The organism is Brachybacterium sp. AOP3-A1-3 (assembly GCF_052378285.1).
Taxonomy (GTDB): Bacteria; Actinomycetota; Actinomycetes; order Actinomycetales; family Dermabacteraceae; genus Brachybacterium.
In genome coordinates, this window is record NZ_JBQSXM010000011.1 from 17,017 (window position 1) to 35,382 (window position 18,366).

15 protein-coding genes and 1 tRNA gene are annotated in these 18,366 nt (G+C 69.8%); 6 read left to right on the forward strand and 10 right to left on the reverse strand.

The genetic code is table 11. The annotated features are described in order from the left end of the window. Positions 1-110: 110 nt before the first annotated feature. The 3 genes from ACT3T5_RS14060 to ACT3T5_RS14070 all read right to left on the reverse strand — a co-directional run bounded on the left by ACT3T5_RS14060 (position 111) and on the right by ACT3T5_RS14070 (position 2,721). A complete protein-coding gene (locus tag ACT3T5_RS14060; RefSeq protein ID WP_193118129.1) occupies positions 111-1,091 on the reverse strand; it encodes a ribose-phosphate diphosphokinase in 981 nt (326 codons plus the stop codon). Further along, the gene (gene glmU, locus ACT3T5_RS14065; protein WP_444594656.1) at positions 1,088-2,587 is read right to left on the reverse strand and encodes a bifunctional UDP-N-acetylglucosamine diphosphorylase/glucosamine-1-phosphate N-acetyltransferase GlmU; all 1,500 of its coding nucleotides are present in this window, start codon (positions 2,585-2,587) and stop codon (positions 1,088-1,090) included. The genes ACT3T5_RS14060 and glmU overlap by 4 nt, the downstream gene beginning before the upstream one ends. Positions 2,588-2,649: 62 nt before the next feature. Continuing rightward, positions 2,650-2,721: transfer RNA gene (locus ACT3T5_RS14070), tRNA-Gln, on the reverse strand. 295 nt (positions 2,722-3,016) lie between these two features. On the opposite strand from ACT3T5_RS14070, the gene ACT3T5_RS14075 reads away from it, so the two are divergent. The 3 genes from ACT3T5_RS14075 to ACT3T5_RS14085 all read left to right on the forward strand — a co-directional run bounded on the left by ACT3T5_RS14075 (position 3,017) and on the right by ACT3T5_RS14085 (position 6,463). Next, the gene (locus ACT3T5_RS14075; protein ID WP_444579361.1) at positions 3,017-3,664 is read left to right on the forward strand and encodes a TetR/AcrR family transcriptional regulator; all 648 of its coding nucleotides are present in this window, start codon (positions 3,017-3,019) and stop codon (positions 3,662-3,664) included. A gap of 299 nt (positions 3,665-3,963) precedes the next feature. Further along, positions 3,964-4,500: a MarR family winged helix-turn-helix transcriptional regulator gene (locus ACT3T5_RS14080; RefSeq protein WP_444594657.1), complete on the forward strand. Its 537-nt coding sequence runs from the start codon at positions 3,964-3,966 to the stop codon at positions 4,498-4,500. Positions 4,501-4,597: 97 nt separating this feature from the next. Continuing rightward, a complete protein-coding gene (locus ACT3T5_RS14085) occupies positions 4,598-6,463 on the forward strand; it encodes an ABC-F family ATP-binding cassette domain-containing protein (protein ID WP_444594658.1) in 1,866 nt (621 codons plus the stop codon). A gap of 42 nt (positions 6,464-6,505) precedes the next feature. Here ACT3T5_RS14085 and ACT3T5_RS14090 read toward each other — a convergent pair whose 3' ends face one another. The 4 genes from ACT3T5_RS14090 to ACT3T5_RS14105 form a co-directional block, all read right to left on the reverse strand. Next, entirely contained in the window at positions 6,506-8,167 is a 1,662-nt protein-coding gene (locus tag ACT3T5_RS14090) for a DUF222 domain-containing protein (protein ID WP_444594659.1), read from the reverse strand. A 768-nt stretch (positions 8,168-8,935) separates the two neighbouring features. Beyond that, positions 8,936-9,862, reverse strand: a complete 927-nt coding sequence (locus ACT3T5_RS14095) for a 4-(cytidine 5'-diphospho)-2-C-methyl-D-erythritol kinase (protein ID WP_444594660.1) — start codon at positions 9,860-9,862, stop codon at positions 8,936-8,938. Continuing rightward, a complete protein-coding gene (gene rsmA / locus ACT3T5_RS14100; RefSeq protein ID WP_444594661.1) occupies positions 9,862-10,830 on the reverse strand; it encodes a 16S rRNA (adenine(1518)-N(6)/adenine(1519)-N(6))-dimethyltransferase RsmA in 969 nt (322 codons plus the stop codon). Before rsmA ends, ACT3T5_RS14095 begins: the two co-directional genes overlap by 1 nt. Then, positions 10,827-11,882: a TatD family hydrolase gene (locus ACT3T5_RS14105; protein WP_444594662.1), complete on the reverse strand. Its 1,056-nt coding sequence runs from the start codon at positions 11,880-11,882 to the stop codon at positions 10,827-10,829. Before ACT3T5_RS14105 ends, rsmA begins: the two co-directional genes overlap by 4 nt. Before the next feature lie 304 nt (positions 11,883-12,186). Here ACT3T5_RS14105 and rpmF point away from each other — a divergent pair, with 304 nt between their 5' ends. Beyond that, entirely contained in the window at positions 12,187-12,357 is a 171-nt protein-coding gene (rpmF, locus tag ACT3T5_RS14110; RefSeq protein WP_193118138.1) for a 50S ribosomal protein L32, read from the forward strand. A gap of 105 nt (positions 12,358-12,462) precedes the next feature. Here the strand turns inward: rpmF and rsmI are convergent, their stop codons facing one another. Further along, a complete protein-coding gene (rsmI, locus tag ACT3T5_RS14115) occupies positions 12,463-13,305 on the reverse strand; it encodes a 16S rRNA (cytidine(1402)-2'-O)-methyltransferase (protein WP_444594663.1) in 843 nt (280 codons plus the stop codon). Between the two features lie 78 nt (positions 13,306-13,383). Here rsmI and ACT3T5_RS14120 point away from each other — a divergent pair, with 78 nt between their 5' ends. Together ACT3T5_RS14120 and malQ are read left to right on the forward strand one after the other, a co-directional pair. Beyond that, positions 13,384-14,985, forward strand: coding sequence for a dolichyl-phosphate-mannose--protein mannosyltransferase (locus tag ACT3T5_RS14120; RefSeq protein WP_444594664.1), 1,602 nt, complete (start codon positions 13,384-13,386; stop codon positions 14,983-14,985). 51 nt (positions 14,986-15,036) lie between these two features. Further along, positions 15,037-17,160, forward strand: coding sequence for a 4-alpha-glucanotransferase (gene malQ / locus ACT3T5_RS14125; protein WP_444594665.1), 2,124 nt, complete (start codon positions 15,037-15,039; stop codon positions 17,158-17,160). Here malQ and ACT3T5_RS14130 read toward each other — a convergent pair. Both ACT3T5_RS14130 and ACT3T5_RS14135 read right to left on the reverse strand, forming a co-directional pair. Then, the gene (locus ACT3T5_RS14130; RefSeq protein ID WP_444594708.1) at positions 17,147-17,662 is read right to left on the reverse strand and encodes an S-ribosylhomocysteine lyase; all 516 of its coding nucleotides are present in this window, start codon (positions 17,660-17,662) and stop codon (positions 17,147-17,149) included. The two genes, malQ and ACT3T5_RS14130, sit on opposite strands and share 14 nt — an antisense overlap. A 107-nt stretch (positions 17,663-17,769) precedes the next feature. After that, entirely contained in the window at positions 17,770-18,315 is a 546-nt protein-coding gene (locus tag ACT3T5_RS14135; protein ID WP_444594666.1) for a LysR substrate-binding domain-containing protein, read from the reverse strand. Positions 18,316-18,366 lie beyond the last annotated feature (51 nt).

The window sequence follows — 18,366 nt, forward strand, 5'->3', positions numbered from 1 at the left end:
GAGGACGGCACCGCGAAGGGTCCGCATCCGGCAGAGCGCACGGCACCGCGAAGGGTCCGCATCCGGCGGGATGCGGGCCCTTCGTCACCGGCCGAGGGCAGGAGTGCTGCTCAGACCTCGCCGTCGAACAGGCTCGTGACCGAACCATCGTCGAACACCGCACGGATCGCGCGCGCCAGCAGCGGTGCGATCGAGAGCTGGGTGAGCCGGTCGAACTGCTTCTCCGGGGGTACGGGCAGCGTGTTGGTGCACACGATCTCCCGCACCGAGCTGTTCTTCAGCCGCTCGGTGGCCGGGTCGGACAGGATCGCGTGGGTGGTGGCGATGACGACGGACTTCGCGCCGCTGGCGATGAGCGCGTCGGACGCCTGCACGATGGTGCCGGCCGTGTCGATCATGTCGTCGACCAGGACGCAGGTCTTGCCGGTGACGTCACCGATCACGCGCTTGGCCACCGCCTGGTTGGGCCGGTTGATGTCACGCGACTTGTGCACGAACGCGAGGTTCACGCCGCCCAGTCTCTTCGCCCACTGCTCCGCGACGCGGATCCGGCCCGCGTCGGGCGAGACCACGGCGATGTCCTCGTTGCCGTACTTCTCCTGGATGTAGGTCGCGAGGATCGGCAGGGCCATGAGGTGGTCCAGCGGACGGTTGAAGTAGCCCTGGACCTGTGGTGCGTGGAGATCCACGGAGATCATGCGGTCCACCCCGGCGGTCTCGTAGAGATCCGCCATCAGGCGCGCCGAGATCGGCTCGCGACCGCGATGCTTCTTGTCCTGCCGGGCGTAGGGGAAGCTCGGGGCGATCGCCGTGATCCGCTTGGCCGACGCGCGCTTGAGGGCGTCGATCATGATCAGGTGCTCCATCACCCACGTGTTGATGGGAGCGGGGTGGGACTGCAGGACGAAGACATCCGTGCCGCGCACCGACTCCCCGTAGCGCACATAGATCTCGCCGTTGGCGAAGTCCCAGGCGTCCATCGGCAGGATCTCGACGCCGAGCTCATCGGCGACCTCCTGCGCGAGGACCGGGTGGGCCCTGCCGGAGGCGAGGACCAGTCGCTTCTCCCCCGTGGTGACGATTCCGCTCATCGCTGCTCGTGCTCCTTGTGCTCATCGGCAACTTCTGTGGCAGGCGCATCGGCAACGGACCTGTCCTCGGCGTCGAGGGCGGCACGTGCCGCCGCCTCGGCCGCGGTCCCCGCACGGCGTCGCAGGGTCCATCCTTCCATGTTCCGCTGCGAGACCGCGTTCACGGCCAGCGCGCCCGGGGGCACGTCCTTGCGCACGGTGGTCCCGGCTCCGGTGGCGGCCCCGTCGCCGATGGTGATGGGCGCCACGAGCACGTTGTCCGAACCGACCCGCACGTGCGTGCCGACCGTCGTGCGGTGCTTGTCCACGCCGTCGTAGTTGGCGAAGATCGTGCCGGCCCCGATGTTGGTGCCCTCCCCGATCTCCGCGTCGCCGACATAGCTGAGGTGCGGCACCTTCGCGCTGAGGCCGATCTTCGCGTTCTTGGTCTCGACGAACCCGCCGATCTTGCCCTTCTCCCCGAGGTCCGTCCCGGCCCGCAGGTAGGAGAACGGGCCGACGGTGGCGTGCGCGCCGATCACCGCGAGAACGGCATGGGAGCGGACCACGTCCGCGCCCTCACCGACCTCGGTGTCGCGCAGCGTGGTGTCCGGGCCGATCGTGGCCTCCGCGCCGATGTCGGTGGCCCCGTGGAGCTGCACGCCGGGGAGGATCACGGCGTCCTGGGCGATCGAGACGTCGGAGTCGATCCACGTCGTGGCGGGATCGATGATCGTGACGCCCGAGCGCATGTGGCGCTCGAGTGTGCGGCGGTTCATCTCCGCGCCGAGCTGGGCCAGCTGGACACGATCGTTGACCCCTTCGACCATCATCACGTCGGCGGTGACGACCGCGCGGACCGAGCGGCCGTCGGCCCGGGCGACGGAGAGGACGTCGGTGAGGTACATCTCGCCCTGCGCGTTGTCGGTGCCGATCCGCCCGAGAGCATCCCGCAGCACCGAGAGGTCGAAGGCGTAGATGCCCGAGTTGATCTCATCGATCGCGAGCTGCTCGTCGGTGGCGTCCTTGTGCTCGACGATGCCCAGCACCTCGGACCCGTCCTCGCTGCGCAGGATGCGGCCGTACCCGGTCGGGTCCGGAACTCGTGCGGTGAGGACGGTGACGCCGGCGCCGGCGTCCTCGTGCGCGGTGACCAGCTCGCGCAGGGTGGCCGGCTCCAGCAGCGGCACGTCCCCGTAGGTCACCAGGACCGTGCCCTCGGTCGCGGAGACCTGGTCGAGGCCGCACTGCACGGCGCGACCGGTGCCCGGCACGTCGTCCTGGTCGGCGACGGAGACCTCGGCGGCGTGCTCGGCGAGATGTGCGGCGACACGATCGCGCTCGTGGCGCAGGACCACGACGAGCTCGGAGGGACCGGTGCCCTCTGCGGCGGTGACCGCATGCACGAGAAGCGATCGACCCCCGATCTCATGGAGGACCTTCGGTGTGCGGGACTTCATGCGCGTCCCGGCACCTGCTGCCAGGACGATGACAGCGGCGGGGGCAGGGGATTCCACGTCGGCAGCTCCTCGGAATCGACGGGTGATGTGCAGCGGCACCGCCGCGGAGGCAGTGGGCGTTCCGCCATCAGGACTCGAACCTGAAACTTCAGAACCAAAATCTGAGGTGTTGCCGATTACACCATGGCGGAGCGCGCCGGAGGCTGCCCCCGAGAGATCCGTTCAGGCCGTCGAGGGCCGCGCGGACGCGAAGGCGAGCCCGTGGGCGCGGACCGATCCTATCGTCAGGACCAGGGGTTCCGGGCCGCGATCAGCGGCGTCCCGAAGTGCTCCTGCCCACGCCGGTGATCGCGCCCGAACCGGTGTCCGACCACGGGCACCAGCCCGGAGTGTCGCTCACCTCCCGGCCGAGCACACCGAGCCCCGGCCCTGTCCGGACGCGACCGCCGCCGAGTCCGACGTCGGTGCCTGTGGGAGACTTCCGACATGGCGGAGAACGGAGCCCCTCGCGGCCGGTCCACCCGGATGACGGGACGAGAACGGCGCGAACAGCTCGTGACGGTGGGGCGTTCGGTCTTCGCCGAGAAGGGCTTCGACATGTCGAGCGTCGAGGAGATCGCGGCCCGAGCCTCCGTCTCCAAGCCGATCGTGTACGAACATTTCGGGGGCAAGGAAGGCCTCTACGCGGTGGTCGTGGATCGCGAGGTCAGCACCCTTCTGGCGGACCTCGAGAGATCTCTGCGCGAGCAGCGGCTCCATCCCCGCCTGCTCATGGAGCGCGCGGCGCTGGCGTTCCTGTCCTACATCGACGAGAACGAGGACGGATTCCGGATCCTGGTCCGGGACTCCCCGGTGAGCCAGGCAGGCGGCACCTTCTCCTCCCTCCTCACCGACGTCGCCCAGCGGGTCGAGGAGATCCTCGCCGCCCAGCTGAAACTGCACTCCTATCCCGAGCGCGACGCCACGATGTACGCGCAGATGCTGGTCGGGATGGTCGCCTACACCGGTCAGTGGTGGCTGGAGACCCGCACCCCCAGCAAGGAGATCGTGGCCTCGCGGATGGTGAACCTGTCCTGGTACGGGCTCGTGGACCTGCAGAAGTCGCCGACGCTGCACGAGGGCTCGCGGGACTGACCCGCGGCTCGGCGGCGCGTGAGCCCGTCGTCCGACGCGCCAGCCCGTCGTCGGGTGTGCGGGCGCGTCAGCCGGTGCACGAGCCCTTCAGTCGGTGCGCGGGCCCGTCGGCCGGTGCGTGGGCCCTTCAGTCGGTGCGCGGGCCCATCGGCCGGTGCGCGGGCCCGTCGGCCGCCGCTGGTCCCGCCGACGCACGCGGCCCACAGCGCATCACGGCCACACCGGGATCCGCCGTGGAACGCACCACCCGGAACCGGCCGGACCTGCCGGTCGCTGGTCCCCCGCCCTAGACTCGGAGCATGCCCATGACTCCTGATGACGCCGCCGCGCCGCGCCTCGACGAGGTCGATCGGATCATCGAGGGCTGGGAGCGTGCACGCGAGGACCTCGATATCGAGCCGCTCGCCGTCTTCTCCCGCATCTCCCGGCTGTCGCGCTACCTCGAGACCGCGCGCCGCGACTCGTTCACCGCGGCGGGCCTCGAAGGCTGGGAGTTCGACATGCTCTCTGCTCTGCGGCGCAGCGGGGACGACGCCCTCTCCCCCGGCGCTCTCATGCGGCAGACCCTCGTCACCAGCGGCACCATGACCACCCGCATCGACAAGCTCGTCACGCGGGGTCTGATCACCAAGAGCCGGAGCCCGCGCGATGGCCGCGCCGTCGAGGTGCGTCTGCAACCTGACGGGGTGTCCCGGGTGGACGCTGCCATGGAGAGTCTGCTCGCGGCGGAACGGGACCTGCTGCGCCCGCTCACCGCTGAGGGCAGCTCCGCCCTGGCGGATGCGCTGCGCTCGCTCCTGCTCACGTTCGAGGTGGACGATCCGCTGGATCGATGATCCGCAGAACCGGCGTCCGCACGGCATGCAGATGTCCTGGACGACGCCGGTGACTCGTCCGTCCCCCAGCACCCAGCTTCTCGAAGGATGACTCCGTATGGCCCATATGCTCGGCACCCAATCCCTCCATGTCTCGCTGCCGGACCGTGTCCTGCTCGACGACATCACGCTCGGCATCGATGAGGGCGACCGCATCGGCGTCGTGGGCCGCAACGGCGACGGCAAGTCCACCCTCCTGCGCCTCCTCGCCCGCTTCCAGGAGCCGGACTCGGGCCGGGTGACAGTGCGCGGAGGCGTCCGGGTGGGCGTGCTCAGCCAGCAGGACGAGGCGACCGCGAACACCACCGTGCGCCACCGTGTGGTCGGCGACCGCCCCGAGTACGAGTGGGCCTCGGACTCCCGGATCCGCGACGTCCTCGCCGGTCTGCTCGACGAGATCGACCTCGAGGCGGAGCTCGCGGATCTCTCCGGCGGGCAGCTGCGGCGCGTGCACCTCGCAGAGCTTCTGGTCGGCGACTGGGATGTGCTGCTGCTGGACGAGCCCACGAACCATCTCGACGTCGAGGGCATCTCCTGGCTCGCCGAGCATCTGCGCCGGCGCTGGAACCACAAGGACGGCGGCCTGGTGGTCATCACTCACGACCGCTGGTTCCTCGACGCCGTCTGCACCCGGATGTGGGAGGTCCACGACGGGGTGGTCGATCCCTTCGAGGGCGGGTACGCCGCCTACATCCTCCAGCGCGTCGAACGCGACCGCCAGGCAGCTGCGATCGAGAACAAGCGCCAGAACCTCATGCGCAAGGAGCTCGCCTGGCTGCGCCGCGGTGCGCCCGCGCGCACCTCGAAGCCGAAGTTCCGCATCGATGCCGCCACCGAGCTCATCGCGGACGAGCCCCCTGTGCGCGACGCCGTGGAGCTCACGCAGCTGGCCACCTCGCGCCTGGGTCGAGATGTGCTGGACGTGCTCGATGTGGATGCCGGGTACGGCGCCGTGCGCGTGCTGCATGACGTCACGCTGCACATCGGCCCGGCCGACCGCATCGGGATCCTCGGCCCGAACGGTGCCGGGAAGTCCACGCTCCTCGCCCTGATCACCGGGGACCTCGAGCCGCAGGCAGGGCGCGTCAAGCGCGGTAAGACGGTCACCGTGCGTCAGGTGACGCAGCGGGTCGAGGGGCTCAAGGACCATCTGCAGTCGCGGGTCAGCGATGTCGTGGGCCGCTATCGCAGCTCGTTCCGGGCGGGGAAGGACGAGGTCAGCCCGGGGCAGCTCCTGGAGCGGCTCGGGTTCACCACCGCTCATCAGAAGGTGCTGGTCGGCGCTCTGTCCGGTGGCCAGCAGCGCCGCCTGGACCTCTTGCTGACCCTGCTGGAGGAACCCAATGTGCTGGTTCTCGATGAGCCGACCAACGACATGGACACCGACATGCTCGCGGCGATGGAGGATCTCCTGGACACGTGGCCCGGCCCGCTGATCGTCGTGTCCCACGACCGGTATCTGCTCGAGCGCGTCACGGACACGCAGTACGCGGTGCTGAACGGGACCGTGCGTCATGTCCCGGGCGGCGTCCAGCAGTATCTCGAGCTGCGTGCGGCAGCCGATGCGAAGGGAACTGCGCAGACAACTGGAGGCCGCAGGGCCACGACCGGCGCTGCCGGTGCAGGAAGCGGCACCGGTTCGGGCACCGGCACCGGCACCGGTGACGCTGCTCGTTCCATGGCGGGAGCTGCAGCGGCACCAGGTGGCGCGGAAGCGCATGCTGCTCGCAAGGAGCTGAGTGCCACCGAGCGCCGCATGGAGAAGCTGATGGGGCAGACCAAGAAGCTGCACGAGAAGCTCGCCGCCCATGACCAGTCCGACTACCAGGGGCTGCAGTCGATCACCGAGGAGGTGCGCGCCATCGAGTCCGAGGTGGAGGGCCTGGAGGAGCGGTGGCTGGAGCTGTCCGAGCAGATCGACTGACCGGTCCGGCCGGGAGCGGGCCGTAGTTGCAGGGGGCGGAGATCACTCCCCCTCTTCTCTGGCCTCATCCCGCGCCTCGCGTCTCGTGCTCGGGAGCGTCGCGTCGAAGACGTAGTCGCTGTGGGCGCAGAGCAGCCGCTTCCCGGGGTGATCCGGTGGTCTCCTCGTCAGGATTCCAGTGGGGATGAGACGGCAGATCGCCCGGTGGATGATCGCATGGGAGTCGGGCGGCGTCGGCCCGCCTTCGCGGGTCGGCTCCAGCTCACCGAGGGTATACGTGACCCACCCCTTCTGCTGTTCTGGTGGATCTGCTACGGGCGGCATCGCCGCGGACTCCCTGGGGGCGACCTGTTCCGGGTCTCCGAGCACCGAGGCGGCCCGCTCCGTCGCCGACAGCCGTCGATGCCTTCGACGCCGGGCAGTTCCGACGGGGTCGAAGTTGATGCCGCTGCGTCGTGCCTTCTGTCCGTATCGGGTGGTCCACTCCACGGTGCGGCGATGGCCGGTGTCATCGTGGATGACCTCCGCGCGCACCCCTTCCTCCTCCTTCTGGGTGTCGATGCCGCACAGCCCGTTGCCGTTGTCCACGGACGTGGCCCCGCCGGCCGCGTAGGGCGTGATGTGGTCGTTCTGGCGGATCGGTGCATCGCAGTAGGGCGCGCGGCAGGTGATGTGGCTCCAGCGCAGGAATCGTGCGAGTGCAGGAGGGAATGCCCGCGATCTGGCCTCGGCGGCGACGAGCTGACCATCCTCCGGGTCCGTGTAGAGATTGCGCAGTGCGAGGCGCAGTTCCGGATCGTCCCCGGCCGATGCCATGGCGCGGCGCATCTCGTCGCGGATGTGTTCGTACGGGACCGTCCCCAGACCTTCGACGACGGCGGGGTCTGCGTGGCCCGGGACGAACAGCGACCGGTCGGTGATGATCACGCCGATCTCCATGGTGGCAGGCTCCATCCCCTCGCTGCGGCCGAGGAGCGTATCGGCGAACATGTCCGCCATGATCTGCTGATGGCCTCGACGGTCACCGTGGGCCCGCGCCCTTTCCGCCTCGAGGGCGAGGCTCTTGCGGATCCGGGCACCATCGAGCGCGGTGAGCCTCGCGGTCACCACGCTCATCCCGTTCTCCGCTCGGCGCACAGAGACGTTGCGGCTCTGCACGGCATGTGTGTGCCGGGCTGCGGCGCCTTCGGGGTCGAGCGCGTGCATCACCTTCTCTGCTTCGTCTCCCCATTGCTGCACCCCGCAGCCCTCGAGATACGGAAGGTGCTCGGTGAGCACCTGGTCGACCTGGGAGCGCAGCTCCGGAGAAGCTGGGCCGACGACGCGACCGACGCGATGGGCAGCCTCTGGTGAGAGCCGACCGTGCGCCAGGGCGCGGAGCATCCCGGGCATCGACTGCACCAGCCGACGGGAACTCGACATGGTCTGGCCTGCCACGGCGGGTGCGGCATGGAGGGCGAACGCAGCTTCGGCCCGGGCTGTCTTCACCGCCATGCGCGGCGCCATCTCCTGGGCCAGGCACTCGTCCTTGACCGCACCTTCGAGACGGACGAGCGCACGCGCCTGCACGGCGGCGATCGCCGTGGACACCTCGCGCAGTCCGGCGAGCAGCGAGAGCGTGGCCTGCGCCGAGAGGCGCTCGATCGACTGCGACCCATCGCCCCCTGCATGGACCAATGCCGACAGCACAGCGGGCAGATCCACATCTCCGAGGCGGAGCTCACCCTCGGGTCCCGGAGTTGGCTCCGCAGTTGAATCCGGGTCCGAATTCGGAGCCGCGGCCGCGGCCGCAGACGCAGACGCAGACGCAGACGCAGACGCAGACGCAGACGCAGACGCAGAGTACTCGGGCTCGCCCTTGACCCCACCCTGCGCATTTTCCGCGTCTTCGAATTCCCGATCCATGCATCAAGGATTGCACACTTATTTCAGTTACCAAAGGGTCAGAATGCCGTCATCCGAAAATGTGGACAACTCGTCCGTGTGGAGGAAAGTTCCACCAGTGCGTCACGTCGCCCGTCGCACGCCACAGCCCCACCAGCAACCGACGACGTGCCGCCAACGCTCCCATAGGCAGTGGCCACAGGCATAGTGCTACCGCAGCGCGCTCTCACCGCACAGTCGCGACCCAGCCCAGCCCAGCCCAGCCCAGCCGCGACACAGTTCGTGACATCACGACCACCTACAACCTGAGGAATTCAGTGCATTCCGTAGCGCAAAACAATCCGCCACGCAAGGTGCATCATAAAAATGTGGATAAGCGACCGATCGGGAGGAAAGAAATCCCCACAGATCGCAATACTGGGACCTCACATCATGGGACGTCGTGGTGGACGCACCACCCAACGCCCGCCATCGTCGTGGACGCACCATCCAACGCCCACCATCGTCGTGGACGCACCATCCAGCGCCCGCCGACGGGGCGGTCGCGCCATTCAACCCCGGCCGACCCCCAGCTCGCACACAGAAGCGTCAGCTGGCGTCGAGAACGCTCGCGCCGGCAGCAGATCCTCGCGCCACCAGATAGGAGTCCACGAGCCGTGCCGCACGCAGCTCCGCACCGATCTCGTGAGCATGCTCCGTGTCCTCGACGAGGATCGCGACCGTCGGCCCGGAGCCCGAGACCATCGCTCCGAAGGCGCCGGCCCGCTGCGCATGCTCCACGACGGGCTCCAGCCCGTCGTGGAGGGCGAAGGCAGCTGACTGCAGATCATTGTGGAGCGTGCGTCCCAGCAGTGGCGCATCACCCGAGCTCAGGGCCTGGAACTGCAGCTCCTCGATCTCCGGATGCTCCGGGAGGACCCGCCCCACCGACCGCGCGATCTCATCGTGGCGACGATAGACGGCCGGGGTGGACAGGTGTCCGCCCGGGAACGCCAGCAGCCAGGTCCATTCACCGTGGGTGAGCGCCGTGGTCAGGTCCGCGCCGGTACCGCGCCCCAGGGCGGTGTGCCCGAGCATCGCGAAGGGCACATCCGCCCCGAGCCGAGAACCGAGCTCCCGCAGCTGCTCGGTCGCGAGATCCAGCCCCCAGAGCCGATCGAGGGCGACGAGCACGGCAGCGGCGTCCGCCGAGCCCCCGCCCATACCGCCGGCGACGGGGACCTGCTTGTGGACATGCAGCGCGGCGCCAGCCGTGACCCCGAGCTCCGAGCGCAGAAGCTCGGCGGCGCGCAGGGCGAGGTTCGAGCCGTCCAGCGGGACCTCGCCCGGGACGTCGGAGTCGACCGAGAGGGTGAGCTCCTCCTGCCGGGTCACCGTGACGGTCTCGTAGACGTCGACGGCCTGGAAGACCGTCGCGAGGCTGTGGTATCCGCGATCGTCGACGGCGCCGACGGCGAGCGACAGGTTGATCTTGCCGGGTGCGCGCACCACCACCCGGTTCAAGGCGTTCGCCATCACACGATCTCCCCGCTCGCCCGGGTGATCGACCGGAACTGCTCGATCTCCAGGGTCTCGCCGCGCGCACCGGGATCGATTCCCGCCGCTCGCAGGATCTCCTCGGACCTCGTCGGACTGCCGGCCCAGGGCGCGAGCGCGGCGCGCAGGGTCTTGCGACGCTGGGCGAAGGCGGCATCGATGACCGCGAACACCTCGGCGCGCTCCTCCGAGGTACCGAGAGGTTCGTCGTACCGGGTCAGCTCCACGAGGGCGGAGTCGACGTTGGGCACGGGCCAGAAGATCTGACGGGAGATGCGGCCGGCATGCTCAGCGCGGCCATACCAGGCGGCCTTCACGCTCGGGCCGCCGTAGGTCCGGCTCCCCGGGCCCGCCGTCAGCCTGTCGACGACTTCCGACTGCACCATCACCAGCGAGGTGCGGATCTCCGGGAACCGCTCGAGGATCGTCAACAGGATCGGCGTGGCCACATTGTACGGGAGGTTCGCGACCAGGGCGGTCGGCTGCCCGACGCGCGGCAGGTTCGGGAGCTCGGTGACCTGCAGGGCGTCGGCGTGCACCAGGCGGTACCGCTCCTCGTCGACCCCGCGGGCATGCAGGGTCAGCGGCAGCAGCTCCGCCAGACCGCGGTCGAGCTCGATCGCGGCGACGTCGGCTCCGGCCTCGAGCAGACCGAGGGTCAAAGATCCCAGACCCGGGCCGACCTCGAGCACGGCCTGGCCCGGAGCGATACCGGCCCGGCCGACGATCGTGCGGACCGTGTTGGGGTCCATGACGAAGTTCTGGCCCCGCTGCTTCGAGGGCCGGATGCCGGCCGCCTCTGCGAGTTCGCGGATATCGCGGGCGCTCAGCAGGAGTCCTGGGGCCGACGGGCCCTGCGAGCCGCCGACGGCCCGCGCGGAGCTTTCGGGCGGCGCAGCGCTCTCGGGCTGCGTGGCGTCTGCAGGCTGGGGCGGGTGGGCGCTCATGCCACCACCCCGTCCGGCCAGCCGTAGACCTGCTGGGTCGTGGCGCGGACGGCTCGGCAAGCCTGCTCGAGATCGGAGCCGGCGACCTCCGCCATCGTGGCCATCGTCAGCGGGATCAGGTACGAGGAGTTCGGTCGGCCGCGGTATGGGACCGGGGTCAGGAACGGCGCATCGGTCTCGACCATCACCTGCCCGAACCCGACCTCGGCCACTGCGCTCCGGAGGTCGTCGGCGTTCTTGAAGGTCACGTTCCCGGCGAAGGAGAGGAAGTACCCGCGATCCACGCAGGCGCGAGCGAACTCCGCGTCCCCCGAGAAGCAGTGGAAGACGGTCCGCTCCGGGGCTCCATCCCGGTCGAGCACCTCCAGGACGTCCTGATGGGCGTCCCGGTCGTGGATCTGCATCGGCAGGTCGAGCTCCTTGGCCAGGGCGATGTGGGCACGGAAGGACTCGATCTGCGCGGCCCGCGCGACGTCGTCCTTCCTCGAGGTGCGGAACCAGTCCAGTCCCGTCTCCCCCACGACGACCATGCCGGGACCGCGCAGGAGGGTGGAGACCTCGCCGATCGCCTCGTCGAGCCCGATGAGCGGATTGCCGTCGTGGTCGGTTCCCCGGGCGTGCAGCGCAGCCTCGTTGGGATGGATCGCGACACCGCCCCGCAGGGAAGGGGGGCACGCCTCGGACGCGAGGAGCGCTGCGGTCCACCGCACGGCCTCGAGGTCCGAGCCGATCGTGATCTGGGCGTCGACGCCGACCTCAGCGGCTCGTTCGACGTGATCCGCGACGGCGAGCTCCCTGTCGCCGTCGGCGAAGTCCAGATGGCAATGGTTGTCGATCACCGGGAACGGCAGCGGTTCCGGCGCCGGCGGCCAGGAGCGGTCGCGGGATCGGCCTCGGGGGTCGATGTCCTCGCGGCTGCGCACCGCCGAGGGTGTGGTCGATGAGGAGGACTGCGCAGGCCCGGCCGGCGCAGCGGACTCAGAGGACTGGTCGGACTGGGCGGCGAGGGACCGAGCGCCCGTTCCGGGCTCTGTCTCGTACGGTGACGGCATGCGACCATGGTAGGAGCGTCAGCCGTCCGGTCCTGCCATCGGGTGACCGCTGCGACGTCGACGTCACGTCCTGTGGTCGGGGTCTGCAGGTCCACGAGCGGCTCCCGAGCCGCCGGCGCGGTGTGCGGTGGGATACGTCACGAGCCCTGAGCAGGCGAAGCCGACCTCGATGTGACAAGATGGGTCGTCGTTGCGCGTCCTAACGTGCACCCGAGCGCCCCGACTCAGCTGGACCGGGTTCGGGTCGCTGCTCGGGACGGATGCCAACGCCAGTTCATCTCCGGACCGTCCTAGGAGCGTCCTCATGGCAGTGCCCAAGTTCAAGATGTCCCGCGCTCGTACGCACTCGCGTCGTTCGCAGTGGAAGGCCAACAACCCTGACCTCGTGCAGGTGACGGTGCGTGGCCGTACCGCAGCTGTCCCGCGTCGTCTGGCCAAGGCCTACCAGCGCGGTCTCCTCCAGATCGAGGACTGATCCCGCGCAGGTCCACTCGACCTGCACCTGATCATCGAACGAAGCCCCCGGCCCTGTGCCGGGGGCTTCGTCGTGTCGTCGCCCGTCCGGCTCAACCCTTTCTGCTCAGCCCTTCCTGCTCAGCGCCAGATCGTAGAGCTCGCTCGAGGTCACCCCGTCCTGCCCCTTCGCCAGCGCCTTCGCGGCGTCCTTGAGACGCTCCCCGTCGGCGGCCCGGGCGAGGACCTCCTCGACGAGATCCTCGGCGCTCAGGGCGACCGGCTCCGCCCCGGCCACGACGATCACGATCTCGCCGAGCACCTCCGTCGACTCCGCCCACTGCGTGAGCTCGCCGAGGGTCCCCCGCACGATCTCCTCGTAGGTCTTGGTCAGCTCGCGCGCGACGGCAGCGGTCCGCTGCTCGCCGAAGGACTCGGCCATCGAGGCGAGGGTCGCGGCCGTGCGCCGCGGGGACTCGAAGAACACCATCGTGCGCTGCTCGGCGACGAGCGGGCCGAAGGCCGCCGCCCGTCGGCCGTCCCGCCTCGGTGGGAAGCCCTCGAAGGTGAAGCGGTCCGGCGCGATCCCTGAGGCGGCCAGCGCCGTGAGCACGGCCGATGGGCCGGGGATCACCGTGACGGTGAACCCGGCCTCGGTCGCGGCGCGCACCGCCCGGAAGCCCGGATCCGAGACGACCGGCATCCCGGCGTCGGTGACGATCAGGACCCGCTCCCCCGTGGCGAGCGCCTCGAGCAGCACCCCGGTGCGTTCTGCTTCGTTGTGCTCGTGGTACGAGAGGATCCGTCCGGTGGTCTCCACCTCGAGGGCGCTCACGAGCCGCGCGAGGCGTCGGGTGTCCTCGGCGGCGATGAGATCGGCCTGCTCGAGCGACCGCATCAGACGCACCGAGGCGTCCAACGGATTGCCGATCGGCGTGGCGGCGAGGGTGAGGACTCCGGGTTCGAGCATCCCGCCATGCTAGCGAGCCGCACGCCCGACGCGGACAGCCCTCCAGGATCTCCGCAGGTGATGTCCTAGCATGTGCGAGTGCACACGGAGGAGGTCGCGACCCATCGCGCAGATGCCGAGGACGAGCCCGAGGCCGTGCTCGCGTCCTTGCGGCGCCGGCTGAAGACCTTCGACCTCCCGGTCTCCCGCCTCGCCTGGGCAGGGGCGATGGCCCTGTTCGGACTGGCCCTCGTGCTGCGGCTGTGGGGCCTGGGCACCGTCGACGAGCTGATCTTCGACGAGACCTACTACGTCAAGGACGGCTACGCCCTCACCCAGGAGGGTGTGGAGATGTCCTGGCCGGAGGATCACGACCCGGTCTTCGAATCCGGGGACGTCCACACCTACGAGGACACCGGCTCCTATGTGGTCCATCCCCCGCTCGGGAAGTGGTTGATCGGCGCCGGGATGATGGTGCTGGGCCCCGACTCGCCCTGGGGCTGGCGTCTCTCGACGGCCGTGTTCGGCTCCGTCGCCGTCCTGATGCTCACGCTCATCGGCAGACGCCTGTTCCGCTCCACGACCGTCGGCCTCATCGCCGGCCTGCTGCTGGCGATCGACGGCCTCCACATCGTGCACTCGCGCACGAGCCTGCTGGATCCGTTCCTCATGGTCTTCGTGCTCGCCGCGTTCGGGGCCCTGCTCATCGATCGTGACCGTTTCCGCGAGCACCTGGCGGTCCGGGCCGCGCAGCTCCAGCTCGATGCCGAGCTGCCTCCGACCCTCGGGATCTCCGGCGGGCTGCGACCGTGGCGTCTGCTCGCCGGGGTGCTGCTGGGCATGGCCTGCGCGGTGAAGTGGTCCGGGCTCTATGCGCTGGCGGTCTTCGGGATCATGACCGTGCTGTGGGACTGGTGGGCACGGCGCACGGCCGCCCAGAAGAACTGGCTGCTGGGCGGATTCGTGAAGGACGCGATCCCGGCCTTCTTCGCGACCGTCGGGACCGCGCTGGTCGTGTACGTCGCGTCCTGGGCGGGCTGGTTCGCCTCCTCCGTGGGGTACAACCGGCACCTCGCCGCGGAGGAGGGCTCAGCCACCGGTAACGGGATCGTGGACTCGCTGTGGTCCCTGTGGCTCTACCACCGCCAGGCGTACGGGTTCCATATCGGCCTGGACACCGAGCATCCGTATCAGGCGAACCCCCTGGGCTGGCCCCTGATGCTGCGGCCCACGAACTTCTACTACCGCTCCTACGAGTACGGGGAGAACGGCTGCGAGGTCGCCAAGTGCGCCTCGCACATCCTCTCCGTCGGCAATCCGGTGATCTGGTGGCTGGGCACCCTCGCCGTGCTGATCACCCTGGTGATCGCGATCGTGCGCTTCGACGGGCGAGCCTGGGCGGCGCTGGCCGGCATCGCCGCCGGCTACCTTCCCTGGCTGCTGTACATGGACCGCACCATCTTCACGTTCTACGCGGTCGTGTTCGAGCCCTGGCTGATCCTGTGCCTCGCGTACGTGCTGGGGCTGCTCATCGGCCCTGCGGACGCGGACAAGGAGAGACGCCTGGCCGGAGGTCTCTTCGCCGGATCCCTGCTCGTGCTCATCGTCCTGGTCTCCGCCTTCTTCTGGCCCATCTGGACCGGCGAGGTCATCGACCTCGAGCAGTGGCGCTACCGGATGTGGCTGCCCTCCTGGACCTGATCCCGGAGGCGCCGGACGCTCCTGCCGTGTGATCGCCGCTACGATTGCGCCATGTCCCCGGAACCCACAGCGCTGCGTGATCTTGCCCGCGATCTCGGTGTCAGCACCGAGTACTGGGGCTGGGACGGGACGCTCAAGGATGTCGCCGAGAACACCCTGCGCTCCGTGCTCGCCGCCCTCGGGGCGCAGGCCGACTCCCCGGAGGACATCGACCGCATCCGCCGCGAGCACGAGCACGCCCCGTGGGCCCGCACCCTGCCCCCGGTGACGGTGCTGCGCACCGACCACGGCACGACGGTGCCGGTGCATGTCGATCACGGCAGCCCGGTCACCGTCCACCTGCTCCTGGAGGACGGCGGCCGCCGTGATCTCGAGCAGGTCGACGATTTCACCCCGCCCGTCGACCTCGACGGCACCCTGCGCGGCCGGGCCCGGTTCAGGATCCCCGCGGGTCTCCCGCTGGGCTGGCACCAGCTCGTCGCCGAGACGCTCGTGGGGACCGATACGGCAGACGTCGTCGTCACCCCGGCGCGCCTGACGGTCCATGAGGGGTTCGCCGCCCGACGGGCCTACGGGATCCAGGCACAGCTGTACTCGGTGCGCTCCTCCCGGTCCTGGGGCATCGGGGACCTCGCCGACATGCGCGATCTCGCCGCGATCTCCGGCGCCTGCCACGGGGCGGACTTCCTCCTGGTCAATCCGCTGCACGCCTCCTATCCGACGCCACCGGTCGAGCCGTCCCCGTACCTCCCGGTGACCCGGCGCTTCACCAGCGCGCTGTACCTCCGGATCGAGGACGTCCCGGAATGGCGGGATCTGCCGGAGCACGCCCGGCAGCGCGTCGCACTGTCCCGGCGCAGGGTCGAGGGCTGGAACACCCGGGTGGACCGCCTGGAGCGGGATGACGTGCTCGCGGCGAAGCTGGAGGCCCTCGAGGAGCTGTTCGCCATGCCGCTGACCGCAGGTCGCCGTGCTCTGCTCGCGGCCTATCGCCGCCGCGAGGGTCAGGGCCTCGAGGACTTCGCGCTGTGGTCCGCGATCGCGGAGAGCGCACGGTCCGGCGGCAAGGAGCAGAGCCTGGCAGATCTCGACGACGAGACCGTCGGGCGGGCACGCACCGAGCTCGCGCAGCGGGTCGACTTCCACGTGTGGACGCAGTGGCTGCTCGACGAGCAGCTCAGCGCCGCGCAGACGGCCGCCCGGGATGCCGGGATGCGCATCGGCATCATGCACGACCTCGCCGTCGGCGTCGAGGAGATCGGCGCCGATTCCTGGAGGCTGCGCAGGGTCCTCGCCCGCGGCGCCACCGTGGGCGCTCCCGCAGACCAGTACAACCAGCAGGGCCAGAACTGGCACCAGCCCCCGTGGCATCCCGAGCGACTGCGGGAGGCCTCCTATCGTCCGTGGCGGGACATGCTGCGCACCCTCATGCGCCATGCGGGTGCCCTGCGGATCGACCACGTGCTGGGGCTGTTCCGGCTGTGGTGGATCCCCGAGGGCCATGAGGCGTCCGACGGCGCCTATGTCTCCTACGACCACGAGGCGATGATCGGCATCCTCGCTCTGGAGGCCGAACGCTCGGGCACGGTCGTGGTCGGCGAGGATCTCGGCACGTTCGAGCCGTGGGTCCGGGACTATCTGGTCGACCGCGGGATCCTGGGGACGTCGATCCTCTGGTTCGAGAACGATGCCGAGCGGCGGCCGCTTCCGGCCGCGGACTATCGCACGCTGTGCATGTCCTCGGTGAACACCCATGATCTGCCGCCCACGGCCGGCTATCTCGCCGGGGACCATGTCTCTCTGCGTCATGAGCTCGGGCTGCTCGAGCGCCCCCTGGAGGAGGAGCTGGAGGCCGACGCCGCGGGCCGCGAGCAGGTGCTCGACCTGCTGCGCAGCGACGGTCTGCTCGCTCCCGACGCCGGGATCGAGGACACGGTCATCGCCCTGCACCGGCATCTGGCGCGCACCCCGTCGATGCTGCTGGGCGTCTCGCTCGTGGACTGCGTGGGCGAGCGCCGGATCCAGAACCAGCCGGGCACCGACGAGGAGTACCCGAACTGGCGGATCCCGCTGGCCGATGCGGAGCTGCGCCCCGTCTCGATCGACGACATCGCGACCAATGAGCGCACCGCGCGCCTGCTGGCGGCGGTGCGCGAGGGCCTCAGCTCGCGCTGACCTGCTCCCAGGAGCCGCGCTCGGCGAGGAACGTCCGGGCCGCCGCCTGGGCGCCCTCGAGCGTGTGGTGGGCGCCCCAGCCGCACTGGATCTCGTTGGCGGCGGGGACCTCGTCGGCCGCGATCAGGTCGCGCAGGGTCGCCTCCAGGACGGGGGCGAAGCTCTCGGGAGTGTGATCACCGATCAGCAGCACGTAGAAGCCGGTGCGGCAGCCCATCGGCGAGACGTCCAGGACGACGTCGCTGTGATTGCGCATGTGCTCGGCCATCATGTGCTCGAGGGAGTGGACGGTCTCGGACTCCAGATGCTCGACGTTGGGCTGGGTGAAGCGCACGTCGAACTTCGTGAGCACGTCGCCGCCGGGCAGCTCCTTGCGATCGGCGATCCGGAGGTACGGGGCGGCGACGGTCCGGTGGTCGAGGTTGAAGCTCTCGACGTTCATGTGCGGCGGCTGGTTCTTGCCGGCGGCGCTCTGATCGGGGGTGCGGTTCTGCTCGGTCATGCTGTTCTGCTCGGGCGTGCTGCTCTGCTCGGTCATGGATGCTCTCCTCGGTATCGGGTATCTGTCTCAGCTCGGGGGTGTGGGATCCCGCCCCGAGTGCCGGCCTGTCAGCGGCTGGAGCGGGACGTGCGACCGCGGACCACGCCGACGAACTCCTGACGCACCTCGTCATCGCTCGCGCGGGGCCAGGCCAGCGCGATGCGGGTGGGCTCGGCGTCCACCAACGGCCGATGCACGGCGTCCTTGCGGTGGTGGAGGCGGGCCAGCGACAGCGACATGCGGGTGTAGCCCACACCGGCCGCGACGACGGCGACGCGGTCCGCGGCATCGTCGAGATGCTCGGCGGGGATCTCCGTCTCGTCCGCGAGATCGCTCTCGGTGACCTCGTCCAGAAGGCTCAGCACGTTCTCGGTGCCCGTCACGATCGCACCGCGCTCCTCCCACAGACTCACGACGTGGAGGTCGTCGGTGGGAATCGGCAGGCGCACGAAGCACATGTCGACGTCGCCGCGCTGAAGGGCGAGGTGCTGCTGCGAGAGCGGGATCGGGATGAGCTCGAGCCAGGCGTCCCGTCGGCCGGACTTCCAACGACGCAGGAAGCGATCAGGTTCGACACCGGGGACGAACCCGACGCGCAGGGTGCGGTTCTCCATGGGATCAGCCTACGGCGCGGGAGGCACCGAACGCACCGGCCACACCGGGCG